This is a genomic window from Paenibacillus sp. S02 (assembly GCF_019454065.1).
GTDB lineage: Bacteria > Bacillota > Bacilli > Paenibacillales > Paenibacillaceae > Paenibacillus > Paenibacillus polymyxa_B.
In genome coordinates this window covers 5,607,036-5,619,632 of sequence record NZ_CP073682.1, presented here as the reverse complement: position 1 = coordinate 5,619,632, position 12,597 = coordinate 5,607,036, and the positions used below count along the sequence as shown (strand labels likewise).

12 protein-coding genes and 1 riboswitch are annotated in these 12,597 nt (G+C 49.6%); all 12 genes read left to right on the top strand.

Translation table 11 applies throughout. From position 1 onward, the window contains the following. Window positions 1–51: 51 nt before the first annotated feature. The 12 genes from KAI36_RS25000 to KAI36_RS24945 all read left to right on the top strand — a co-directional run bounded on the left by KAI36_RS25000 (window position 52) and on the right by KAI36_RS24945 (window position 12,537). Window positions 52–765: a pirin family protein gene (locus tag KAI36_RS25000; protein WP_023990801.1), complete on the top strand. Its 714-nt coding sequence runs from the start codon at window positions 52–54 to the stop codon at window positions 763–765. Window positions 766–780: 15 nt separating this feature from the next. Continuing rightward, entirely contained in the window at window positions 781–1,119 is a 339-nt protein-coding gene (locus tag KAI36_RS24995) for a hypothetical protein (RefSeq protein WP_028540747.1), read from the top strand. A gap of 179 nt (window positions 1,120–1,298) precedes the next feature. After that, entirely contained in the window at window positions 1,299–2,924 is a 1,626-nt protein-coding gene (locus KAI36_RS24990) for a spore germination protein (RefSeq protein ID WP_220026291.1), read from the top strand. Further along, on the top strand, window positions 2,924–4,141 hold the full coding sequence (locus KAI36_RS24985; protein ID WP_220026290.1) for a Ger(x)C family spore germination protein: 1,218 nt from the start codon (window positions 2,924–2,926) through the stop codon (window positions 4,139–4,141). Before KAI36_RS24990 ends, KAI36_RS24985 begins: the two co-directional genes overlap by 1 nt. Then, a complete protein-coding gene (locus KAI36_RS24980; RefSeq protein ID WP_025720145.1) occupies window positions 4,134–4,358 on the top strand; it encodes a hypothetical protein in 225 nt (74 codons plus the stop codon). The genes KAI36_RS24985 and KAI36_RS24980 overlap by 8 nt, the downstream gene beginning before the upstream one ends. A gap of 43 nt (window positions 4,359–4,401) precedes the next feature. Next, a complete protein-coding gene (locus tag KAI36_RS24975; RefSeq protein WP_220026289.1) occupies window positions 4,402–5,556 on the top strand; it encodes a GerAB/ArcD/ProY family transporter in 1,155 nt (384 codons plus the stop codon). Between the two features lie 101 nt (window positions 5,557–5,657). Then, complete coding sequence (locus KAI36_RS24970; RefSeq protein ID WP_220026288.1) at window positions 5,658–6,509, top strand: uroporphyrinogen-III synthase; 852 nt, start codon at window positions 5,658–5,660, stop codon at window positions 6,507–6,509. 206 nt (window positions 6,510–6,715) lie between these two features. Continuing rightward, on the top strand, window positions 6,716–7,270 hold the full coding sequence (locus KAI36_RS24965) for an LOG family protein (RefSeq protein WP_023990794.1): 555 nt from the start codon (window positions 6,716–6,718) through the stop codon (window positions 7,268–7,270). Window positions 7,271–7,327: 57 nt separating this feature from the next. Further along, window positions 7,328–7,513, top strand: a riboswitch (cobalamin riboswitch). A gap of 309 nt (window positions 7,514–7,822) precedes the next feature. Continuing rightward, window positions 7,823–9,619: a precorrin-3B C(17)-methyltransferase gene (gene cobJ / locus KAI36_RS24960; RefSeq protein WP_220026287.1), complete on the top strand. Its 1,797-nt coding sequence runs from the start codon at window positions 7,823–7,825 to the stop codon at window positions 9,617–9,619. 92 nt (window positions 9,620–9,711) lie between these two features. Then, complete coding sequence (locus KAI36_RS24955; RefSeq protein WP_220028200.1) at window positions 9,712–10,737, top strand: sirohydrochlorin chelatase; 1,026 nt, start codon at window positions 9,712–9,714, stop codon at window positions 10,735–10,737. Beyond that, window positions 10,734–11,513 (top strand): precorrin-6A reductase, encoded by a 780-nt coding sequence (cobK, locus tag KAI36_RS24950; protein ID WP_220026286.1) that lies wholly within the window; start codon window positions 10,734–10,736, stop codon window positions 11,511–11,513. Before KAI36_RS24955 ends, cobK begins: the two co-directional genes overlap by 4 nt. Before the next feature lie 379 nt (window positions 11,514–11,892). Continuing rightward, complete coding sequence (locus KAI36_RS24945; protein ID WP_013312413.1) at window positions 11,893–12,537, top strand: precorrin-8X methylmutase; 645 nt, start codon at window positions 11,893–11,895, stop codon at window positions 12,535–12,537. The last annotated feature ends 60 nt before the right edge of the window (window positions 12,538–12,597 follow it).

Sequence of the window (12,597 nt, the reverse complement as noted above, 5' to 3'; positions counted from 1 at the left end):
GTTACAATGAGAGGGATTTGATCTCATTTTTCTTCCTGAAGGAGGGCTATTATGTTTACAATATATCCGGCGGCTTCCCGATTCAGCTTCGATAAGGGCTGGCTGCGGGGGAGTCACAGCTTTTCATTCGCGGAGTATCAGGATGAGAACAATACAGCGTTTGGTCCTATGCGTGTCTGTAATGACGATGTCATCACACCGGGACGGGGCTTTGGGGCGCATCCGCACAGTGATATGGAGATTGTTTCGATTGTGCTGTATGGGGAACTGCGTCATGAAGACAACCGTGGACATGTAGCGGTGACCCGTTTTGGAGGCATTCAGCGAATGTCAGCGGGCCACGGCATCATTCATACGGAGCACAACGCTTCACAAACGGAGGATGTCAGTCTACTGCAATTGTGGTTTAGCCCGCATACGAGAGGCCTGAAACCGTCATATGAGGCTACAGCGTTCAATCCTGAGCGTCTTCACGGTCAGCTTCTGCCTGTCGTTGCCGGAAAGCGCGTACCAGGCACGGAGGGTGAAATAGCTGCAATCAACCAGGATTTAACGATTTATTTAAGCAAGCTTCAGCCTGGAGAGCAAGTAGAATTCACACAGGCCGAGGGTCGGCGCGTGTTCCTATTCGTCATCGAAGGCTCGCTGCGTGTGAACGGTGAACATATTCTGCAAGGACGCGATTCCGCTCGTATTGAGCAGGAGCCGAAGCTCTCACTGAAAGCAGAAGATTCTGTTTTTTATATGTTGATTGATTTGCCCTAAAAGGAGGTGCGCACAATGGCGCAGCAGGAAACATGGCTGATCAAGCATGCCGTCACGGGACGTAGCTTTGCTGACAGCCGCAAGCAGGTTTTCGATTGCCATTTGGAATCGGCGGACGGCGTGTTTCGCTTTACGCTTCAAGGACTGCCCCATGAGACGGCGGAGGCGATTGTGCGTTATAGCGGGGAGTTGAACGTATTTCGTTTTGTAACGCCGGTAGACGATGGACCCGTGGTGAAGCATTGGTATTACGTCACCCCGGAAAGCGTGGAATATCATGATCAGACAGATGAGCTTACGTTCAAAGCTAGTTCTGAGATTGAATACCATCCCGAGGAGTATTGGGGAGATTAATCATTCCTTTATAATAAATTTTCAGATTTATAATGGATTTCCGAAGACCCTGCATCATTGCAGGGTCTTTTTGTTATCCGTTCAACATGTTGAGTTCATTGGATACATAATCCTTTGCAGGCTGGTACATCCTATATGTCATATTATCTGTTCCGCTCATTCGTAAAGGGGGAATAACGATGAAGAAAGGGCGCTTTCCCAAGTTGCCGAAGCCACCGTGGAGCCGGAGAGCGATTCCAGCCGCAGACCGCAAAACACGAAATTCCATTGTGCCTAAAGGACTGCCTGAGTCTTCGTGGCTGGAACAGCCGCTACGTAGCAGTGTGGAAGACAACTTGATTGCTTTGCGTGATATTTTCAAGGATTGCTCTGATATCGTCTATCGAGAGCTCATGATTTCCCCTGAACGCAAAGGGTTGTTGGCTTATTTTGAAGGTACGGTAAAATCGGAGGATTTGCAGGATCATATCCTGCGGCCTGTCATTCTGGGCATGATGCTCAAGGACCCTGAAGTGAACGGCAAATTGGAGCCGCTGGATGAAACTCGTATCTCCATGTCCCAGACCAAAACGATGGACGAATGGAAGATGGTATCGGCAGCGATACTGGACGGCAATGCCGCCTTGTTCGTAGATGGCACGCCTCGTGCGTATATTTTTAGCGCCAAGGGGGGCGTCCGCCGTGGAGTGGAGGAACCGCAGACCGAATCGGTTATTCGTGGACCGCGTGAAGGATTCACAGAGACACTTCGCGTCAATACGGCACTGTTACGTTTCAAGCTGAAAACCTCCAAGCTCAAGATGTACAGCATGACCATCGGAACAGAAACTCAAACGAGCGTCGTCCTTACTTATATTGAAGGGATCATAGATCCGAAGCTGGTGGAGGATGTTAAAAAAAGGCTTAGCGATATTAAAATTGATGGTGTTCTGGAGACTGGATATATTGAGGAACTGATTGAGGATCATCCGTTCTCGCCGTTTCCGCAAATGGAATACACCGAACGTCCTGACACCGTCACTGCGCAATTATTGGAAGGACGTTTTGCTATTTTTGTAGACGGAACGCCCTTTGCCCTGATTGGGCCAGTCACGATGTGGCAGATGATGCAAGCGAGCGAAGACTATTATGAGCGTTTTTTTATCAGTAATATGGTGCGCTGGATTCGTTTTCTTTTTCTCATATTGGCTCTCTTTCTGCCTGCATTATATGTAGCGGTGACGACCTATCATCATGATATGCTGCCGACGACGCTTATTTTGAGTATTGCGGCAGCACGTGAGTCTATCCCTTTCCCCGCTTTGGTGGAAGCACTGATGATGGAAATTTCCTTTGAGGCGTTACGAGAAGCGGGGATTCGTCTCCCCAAAACGGTCGGTCAGGCTGTCAGTATCCTTGGAGCGCTCGTCATCGGGCAGGCCTCTGTACAAGCGGGGATTGTATCGGCACCGATGGTTATTATCGTGTCGCTCACAGGTATTGCGTCGTTTACCATCCCGCGTTTTAACTTTGCCATCACAGTTCGTCTGCTACGATTTCCAATTATGCTGATGGCGGGATTATTCGGATTGTTTGGGATCATTATTGCGACAACGCTGATTGCTACGCATCTAACCAAGCTAACATCGTTTGGTGTTCCTTATATGAGCGGATATAGCCCGTACAACCATATGGATCAAAAGGATATCGTCGTTCGTGCGCCTTGGTGGAAAATGACTAAACGTCCTTCCTGGATTGGTAAAGACAACAACAAACGAGCGAAGGAAAAGATGAATGGATCGCCTACAACCGAGGAGGGATGGTGATGAAGCCCAAATCCGATGCACAACAAATACGTAAAGCGGCTGTGCTCTGTTGTTTGCTGCTTTGTTCTGTTCTTTTGGGAGGATGCTGGGATCGCCGCGAAGTGAACGATGTGGCCTTTGTGATGGGCACGGGTCTGGATAAAGAAGGCGATCAATACCGGGTAACGATGCAAATCGCTTTGCCCGGACAACTTGGATCTTCGGGCAGTACAGGAGGAGGGGGAGGTACAAGTGGTACGAAATCCTACTACCTGGAGTCCAAAACAGGCCCAAGCTTCCGGGGAGCAAGCACCGAGGAACAGCGTGCGGTTTCGCGAACGCTGAATTACTCCCATCGACGGGTGCTGCTGTTCGGTGAGACGCTGGCGCGGGAAGGGATTAACAAAATGATGGATGTACTGGCGCGTATTCCGCAAAACCGTCTGTCTTCCCTGGTTGTTATTACGAAGGGATCAGCGATGGAAGTGCTTCAGGCAGATGCCCCGATTGAGCAATATCCGGCAGAAATGGTGCGTGAGCTCAACTATTCCTATATGAAAAAACCTCGTTCTGTTAAGCTGCTGATAAATTCCGTCCTGCTGGATGGCATTGACCCGGTGGTGCCGGTGATGTCTCTGGTAAAGAACGGGCCCTCTGGTCTTAAAGACAAGAAGACGAATATTCAGGTCGACGGACTGGCTGTATTTCGCAAAGACAGGTTAACAGGGATTATAGATAACCATCTAAGTCGGTTTCTGCTTTTGGGTATGGAGCAAGCCAAGGAGACAGAAATATTTATCCCTCCTCCCAAAGGTACGGGTTATTTATCTGTACATCTCATCGAAAATAATGTCCATATCAAGCCATATATTCGTGGGAACGATATTCGCATGAACGTTCATATGAACTGCAATGGGAATGTGAAGGAGAATGAGACAAATTTCGATATTTCCCATGAGGAAAATTTGAAGTGGCTGGAGCGGCAGGTTGCTGAGGAAATCAAGAGGGAGCTAGGAGAGGCTGTTCGGGTGATTCAGCAAAAGTATCATTCAGACGTGCTTGGTTTGGGTCGGGCTATCATTACGAGTCTCCCGGATGAATGGGAACGGATTAAACCTCAATGGGATCAACTGTATCCCAAGGTGGAGGTTACTATAGATCCGGTCGTGCATATTGAAAATATCGGTGCGGTCACCAAACCATTCGGGGTCAAAAAGGAGCAAATCCAGAATGAATAAAGTATTTCTATTACCTTTATTGCTGGCTATGCTCTTCATGTATCTGATTGATCGCAAAAGTATTAGGGATGCACCTGCCGTCAATCGCTGGATCTCACGCGTATTGTATGTCATTAGCATTGGTATCTGGATTTACGGAACATCAACGAAGAGCACTGTTTATGTGGCTACATGGCTGGCCCGTTTTATTGACATGTGGCTCCCCCCTACGTTGTAAATCGTGTAATGGATGCCTGCGGGCAAAAGGAGGATGTACCTGCATGCGACAGTTCACAACCAGACAAATCGTGCTGCTTGGTGTATTGATGGAGGTCGGTATTACCCTTGTACATGCTCCGGCGCAGGCAGCAGATTACGCGAATCAACATGCCTACTGGACCTGTGTAATTGCAGCTATCGTGCTATGCTTGCCGATTTGGGCGATGTTGAGACTCAAGCGGCGTTTTCCTGATCAGGACCTGATGCAGGCCATGGTAAGCTCTCACCCTGTGCTAGGACGTATGCTGCTTGCAGTCTACCTTATTTTATTTCTGATCATTTTTGCACGGGATTTGAGAATTATCACGGATTTGGTGGAGGTTGTACTTTTGCCGCTGACTCCGATAGTTATCGTATCTCTTATTTTGCTTTTGACTCTGGCATTTATGGCCAAAGGCGGAATAAGCACCATCGTCAATATGGGGGAGATTTTTGTACCATTGTTGATTCTGACGCTGCTGACCATGCCGCTTTTTTTCGGGCGTAATATGGATTTTTCGGTACTGAGACCCTATTTACATCCGGAAGTAGAGGGAGTGATCAAGGGCAGCTGGCGCATGCTGGGATATATGGCCGATATCATGATGGTTCCCTTTGCGATTTCTGGGAAGAGCTATAATGGGCGTAGTGCGTGGTATGGGCATTTGCTCGGAACCGCATTCCTGACCATGCTGGTGTTGCTGTCGGAGTTGGTTATTGGTGTTCCTATCTTGTCCCGGCTATTTTATCCATCCTATGAACTAGTGCGTCAATTGCAGCTAACGGACTTTCTGGATCGGTTCGACTTGTTCGTGGCAGCACTGACTGTACCGACCTTTCTTACGAAGATTGGGGTTGATCTGTACGTTACCAGTTTGGCGGTAAAGCGTATGTTTGCCCATGCATGGGGGAGTCTGATGGTTTGGCCCGTAGGTTTGTTAGGTTACGTCTGCTCGTTTATGCTGTTCTCCAATATCGTGCAAATTTATGATTTCAGCCGGGAGTGGACCGTGGTGATGATCATTTTTTTTGTTATCATGCCCTTGTTGCTATGGATGTTGCTCCGATCCAAATCTAAAGGAAGAGGCGGAGATGATAAGGCATTTAACGGAGAGCGGGATAGCAGTAGTCAGAAAGAAAGCCAGCATGGAGGCAGAACAGGACACGACCACTTATAAGATTACTGTATTTATCGGAAAAGTAATTCTTATTTGTCTTTTACCCCTCTGATTGTATACTTGGTAGAAAGAAATATGACTTCTACAAGGGAGGCAACAGAATGGCACAACGCATGGCAGGTAAGAGAGTCGCTCTTGCTGGTCCCCGTAAAGCAGAAGAAATGGCGCTGCTAGTTGTGAAGATGGGGGGTGAGCCAGTACATCGCCCGGCCCAGGGCACCGTTTTTTTGGATGATATCGAGCTGCGCAACGCTGTTGTATCGTGGGTGAAGCACCCTCCGGACTGGTACATCTTCACAACAGGTATGGGGCTGGATGCCCTGCTCGATATGGCAGAGGATATGGGCGTTGCCGAGCAGATTATGGAGTTGCTGCAATCCTCCAACATTGCAGCGCGGGGCTACAAGACGGTCAATGGACTCAAAAAGCGTGGCTTTACGCCAGCAGTACGAGACGAGGACGGAAGTTTGATCGGATTGACAGGAGCTTTCGCCCCATACGATCTGAAGGGGAAGGAAGTACTGTTGCAACTGCATGGCGATCCAGCTCCACGGTTGGTAAAGTGGCTGGACGAGCAGGGGGCAGTGACCCGCCAGGTACTTCCTTATAAGCATATCCCACCTGAGGAAGCAAAATTGCAGGCGTTACTGGAGGATGTTATCCATCGTAATGTTGATGCTGTTACGTTCACAAGTGGTCCGCAAATCCGATTTTTGGCCCAATATGCCAGAGAGCAAAATCGAATCGAGGATTTACTGGAAGCTTTTCGTGAGGATGTGATTGCTGTATCCGTAGGGAAGGTGACTGCACAGTCCATTGTGGAAGAAGGGATTGACCGAGTCGTGTTTCCAACCGAAGAGCGTATGGGCGCGATGATGGTGGAGTTGGGTAAATATTTTGAACATAACGATTCGGTGCATGGCTGTGGTCTGAAGATCGTGAATGGTCATTGAAATGAGATCAAAATTATAAATGCAGTATGCTAAAAAATGAACTTATATTTTGGGATACAGAGTAAAATAAAGATAAGGGCCTACGAGGTCTTTATCTTTTTTTGTTGGACATGCATCGACAAAGATTTTTGTTATAGCGAAAATGTTTATCTAATATAATGAATAAGTTTCGATGCATGATACTTAGGACAGGAGCTGAGACGTTAATGAATTCTATTTGCGTATTTGCCGGGTCCAGACCTGGACATTCATCGGTATATGTTGAGGCTGCAGGCAAGCTGGGGGAAGCCATGGCTCGCCATCATATCCGTCTGATCTATGGTGGCTCTAGCAGGGGGCTGATGGGAGAGGTGGCGGATGGAATGCTGGCGGGTGACGGTCAGGTCACTGGCATTATGCCCACCCTGTTATTTGATGCAGAGATCATTCATCGGGGAGTTACCGAATTTATTGAGGTAGCAAGCATGCATGAGCGCAAAGCGGCAATGAGCGAGATGGCCGATGCGTTTATCGCCCTTCCGGGTGGCTTGGGAACCTTCGAGGAGCTATTCGAGGTATTGTGCTGGGCGCAAATCGGGATTCATCGCAAGCCCATTGGGCTGTTGAATGTGAATGGATATTTTGACCCGTTAGTAGAAATGGTGCGTCATAGCGTGCAAGAAGGGTTTACCGGGGCTGAGCACCCAGCGTTATTAAGTATCTCTGCGGACCCGGACGAATTGCTACATATGTTAAAAAATAAAGCAGAGAACTTGAAATAAAGCGTTTTTCGTGCTTGCACAACTGATTGAGGCAAGGTTATGATAAGACCCATAATCAAATAGCGGACAGACAAGGTGCCTTTGCGGTTGAGCAAAGGGTAACAGGGAATCGGGTGCAAATCCCGAGCGGTCCCGCCACTGTAAGGAAGAGGATTTTTTAAAATGGTCACTCGTGAAAAACGGGGAAGACGAAAGAATCCGTTGATGCCAAGCCAGGAGACCTACCTTGATCTGTATGCACCGTTAACCTTCGCGGAGAGGATGGTGTACGAAATCAGGAAATCAGGCACACGTTGCTTTTTCCATGTTGGCTAGAGGTTTGCGTGGATATGAACGTGCAGCAGCGTTTGAAGCGTAAACAGTCAGATGGAAAACAACGGCAGGCTGGAGGAAGACAAATAGTGTCTTCTTACGCTGTTTGTTCGTCTGATGAGAGATGCGTACATAGAAACCCCATCCGGGCAGGATGGGGTTTTTTGAGTTACACGATGTGCATAAATCATTGAAATAGATAGCATAGCTGCCCTGAAAAGGATGAATAGGAGGAGCACGATGAGCCGATTAGGAAAATTGCTGGTGATTGGATTTGGACCAGGAGATATGGAACATATCACAAAACGGGCGCTGGATGCGCTGGCCGAAAGTGAGGTCATTATCGGCTACAATACCTACGTTGATTTGATCCGTCCGTTGTTGAACGGACAGGAGATTGTACGCACAGGGATGACAGAGGAAGTGAGCCGTGCGCAGGAGGCGGTTCGCCAAGCAGAGATGGGCAAGAAGGTAGCTGTCATTTCCAGTGGAGATGCGGGAGTCTATGGTATGGCAGGACTGGTGTATGAGGTACTGATGCAAAAAGGCTGGCGACGCGAGGACGGAGTTGAGGTAGAAGTCGTACCGGGGATTTCGGCTATTCAGTCCTGTGCTTCACTGTTGGGGGCGCCAGTTATGCATGATGCGTGCACGATCAGTCTGAGTGATCATCTAACCCCATGGGAAACGATTGTGAAGCGCGTAGAAGCAGCGGCTTCGGCCGATTTTGTGATTGCATTATACAACCCGCGCAGTGGTCGGCGTACCCGCCAGATTGTGGAGACGCAGTCCATTTTGCTGCGTTACCGCGATCCGCAAACTCCAGTCGGGTTGGTGAAAAGTGCTTATCGTGAACGTCAGCAAGTTATTGTAACGACGCTGGAAGATATGCTCAACCATGACATTGGGATGCTGACGACTGTAATCATCGGCAATTCCTCGACGACGGTGTATGACGGCTTGATCGTGACTCCGCGCGGATATCAGCGCAAATACACATTAGATGCGACCGAGCAGGCACTCAAGCCGCACCAGCGTCTCCGCACGGAAGCGGAGCCGTGGTCGCTGGGCGCACAAGAGGATACACCGCAGGCAGGCGCAGCACCGACTACGCCCGCTGGACCCTCCGCGAGCGGCGCTGCGGTTGCGACGCAGGCACGCCCGCAAGCGATGGCTGCCGTGCAGGCAACGACTGCGGTGCAAACCGGCGCAGCCCCAGCATCGCTGGCAGCAGAGGCACTAAGCCGCCTCGCTGTTGGCGGCAAGCTGCCTGGTGCAGCCAACGCTCGCTGGAGCGGGCAAGCGCCTACCGCCGAGAGCACCGCCGGAACGTCAGCGGTGGCCGGAGCGGGGGCTACAGCCGGGACGGCGACAGGCGGCTTTGGCAAGCCTGCGCTGTTTGAGGTGGGCGTTTCCCCGGGTGTGGGAAACAAGAAGTTCACCGCTCGCCAGATGGCGCTGCTCGCCGAGGTAGCGGGTGATGACGGCGAGTTGGAATACACGCCAGATCATCAGATCGTGCTGCGTGTACCGTGCGCAGATCCCGAGGAACTGGTCGGACGGCTGCGGGATGAACGATTCATCGTCATGCCGATTGGCGATGTGTTTAAGGTGAAGGCGTGCGACTTCTGTAATATGGAGAAGGATGACGCTGTACCTGTGGCTGAGCATCTACAGGTTGTACTTGGCGGATTACAGGCACCCAAGGAAACGAGTATTGCATTGAACGGATGCGGTATGGCTTGCTATGGAGCGGTGCTGGAGGATATCGGAATCGTCTATCGCAAGGGAGGATACGATCTCTTCCTCGGCGGCAAAAAATTCGGCCGCAATGCTCATGCCGCTCAGCCTGTAGCGGAAGGGATTCCAGGTGATCAGATTACTGACATCGTGGAGAATGTTATCGCTGAATATAAGGAAAAAGGGCACCCGAACGAGCGTTTTCATAAATTTTTTAAACGTGTAGGTGTCGTTGCGGGTTTCCGGCATGAAGATGCACCAGCAACGGTAGAAGTGAATGCGGTTTGTGGTGATTAATGGACTGAAGGCCTGATGAACTGAATACAAGCATATATATAAAATAGGGCGTCATGCAGGTTATCCCTATTAAAGAGGAGGAAAAAACAGCAGTGGATGCAATATTGTTGGTTGGACATGGAAGTCGGGACCCGGAGGGGAACCAGGAATTGCTGGAATTTGCACAGGCAGTGGCAGACCGGGTACCGGATATGTGCGTGGAAACCTGTTTCTTGGAGTTGGCACGTCCCAGCATTGCTGATGGGATGCAAACATGTATGGAGAAAGGGGCGACGCGTGTCGTTCTTATTCCGATTATCTTGTTCGCAGCGGTACATGCCAAAATTGATATTCCGATGGCTATTGACCAGGCAAAGGCGAAATATCCGCAGGTGGAATTTGTATACGGACGTCCGATTGGTGTTCACGAGAAAATCGTCAGCATTCTGCAAAGCCGCTTGAAAGAGGCACGTCCGGTTGCAATTCCAGCGGGAATGAATAGTGCTGTAGAGGCATTTGCCGAGGTATCCGACGAAGAAACGGCGGTACTTGTATTAGGACGCGGAAGTAGCGATCCAGATGCGAACAGTGACTTTTTCAAAATCACCCGTATGCTGTGGGAGCAGCTTTCTTATACGTGGGTAGAGAGCAGCTTTATCGGTGTGACGCAGCCTTCTTTTCCCGATGGATTGGAGCGTTGTGTACGATTGGGGGCCAAAAAGATTATCGTGCTTCCCTATTTTCTGTTCACGGGTGTGCTGATTAAGCGCATCGGAGAAATGACCCAGGAATTTGCCGAGGCTCATCCTGCATTACAAGTGGAGATGGGCGGATATTTTGGTTTCCATCCCCAATTGATTGAACTGGTGCTGGAGCGAGCTAAGGAAGGCTTGTTTGGCAAGGTTACGGCCAATTGTGATAACTGCCAGTTCCGTCTGGAGGCACAGGAGCACCACCATCATCACCACGACCATGACCATGGCCACGATCACGATCATGATCATGATCACCATACACACAGCCACGATCACACTCATGAGCATGTCCATGCTCAAAGCCATGATGACCATGATCACCATCACGAGCATTCACATACGCCATCTGTAGTGAACGGAAGCGGGCAGGTGAAGGGCTCATGATATTCATGCTATGCGGAACGAGCGACGCTAGGGAATTGGCGCTGCAAATCCGTGACAATGGCTTTAACGTATTGACCTCGGTCGTAACCGAAAGCGCGGCAGCCAGCTTGTCCGAAGCGGGACTAGACGTACGTACAGGCCGAATGACAGCCGATGAAATGAGTGCAATGATTCGGGAGCAGGGAATACTGGCCGTCGTTGATGCCAGTCATCCTTTTGCAGAAGAAGCACATGCGAATGCGATGACAGCCGCTCGCGTATCCGGAGTTCCTTATATTCGCTACGAGCGGGCGGGACTGGTGTATGACAATCATCCGTTGCTCCACATCGTGTCTTCCTATGAAGAGGCCGCATTAGAAGCGAAGCAACTCAAAGGCTCTGTAATGCTTACGACAGGCAGTAAGACGCTCGGCACGTTCACCAAGCATTTACTCGGAGACCCGGAGATTCGTCTGGTTGCACGCATGCTTCCGCGCTTGGACAATATGGAGAAATGCGGCGAGCTGGGCATGGAGCAAAAAAATATTATTGCCATGCAGGGACCCTTTTCCCGCGAGATGAATGAAGCATTGTACAAGCACTATGGCACGACCGTGATGGTCACCAAGGAAAGCGGACGCACGGGAGCAGTGGATGAAAAGGTTCAATCTGCATTGGAGCTGGGGATTCACGTACTTTTGATTTCCAGGCCGGAAGTGGAATTCGGCACAGTATTTGATCATTTCGACGGAGTGATTGACGCTCTGCGTATAGACAAAGAGGAGTCTGTGCTTTAAGACATAAGCCTATGAAGCTGGTCGGTCCAGTCAATCCGATGAATTCAGAACGATTTCTGGCGTGTATTTAAAATATAGTCATCTTAAAATGTGCAGTTTTTGTGTAGAGGTGTTTGTAACTCCTTAACATGAATGTCATTTTCCCTATATAAGACGAACTTGAAAAATGAACATAAAACGGAGTAGTCGGAATGGTGCTGTACAAGCGTAGCGGTCGCTTTTGTCCCCGGATTTCTACGCTGATCATAGGTTTTATTCAAGGAATCCGGGGGCGGTGGCGATGGGAAGCACCATCCGACTGCGTAGTGGAACAATAGGTAACTTTAATGTTCTAAGCTAATTTAATTTTCTAATTTTCCATAAGGGAGTGGTCGATACGATGGATTTTAAAACAGATTTCAAACCGCTAACGGTACAGCCGCAGGAGATTGAGGGCAAAAGCTTCGAGATGATCACTGAAGAACTGGGAGAGCATCCTTTTACAGCAGAGCAATATCCCGTTGTACAGCGTGTCATTCATGCATCTGCTGATTTTGAGCTGGGCCGCAGCATGGTGTTTCATCCAAAAGCGATTGAAGCCGGGGTTGCAGCTATTCGCGCAGGGCAGCAGGTAGTGGCGGATGTGCAAATGATTCAAGCGGGGCTGAGCAAGGATCGTATCCGTCAATTTGGTGGGGATGTGCATGTGTACATATCTGACCCTGATGTCATGGAAGAAGCGAAAAGGCTGAATACGACACGTGCCATTATTTCGATGCGCAAAGCGATTCAGGCGGGTGAAGGCGGTATCTATGCCATTGGTAATGCACCGACAGCGTTGCTGGAGTTAATTCGTCTGGTAAAAGAAGGAGCGGCTAAGCCCGGACTGGTAATTGGCATGCCCGTAGGCTTCGTCTCGGCGGCAGAATCCAAGGACGAGCTGCGCAAGCTGGATATTCCGTTCATTACGAATATTGGACGCAAGGGCGGCAGTACAATTGTCGTAGCAGCATTGAATGCGATCTCCTTAATGGCTGTCCGCTAGATGCGGTTGTCCGTTTGCTGTATCATGAAATGAATTGGAACATGATCAGCAGAAGAGGTT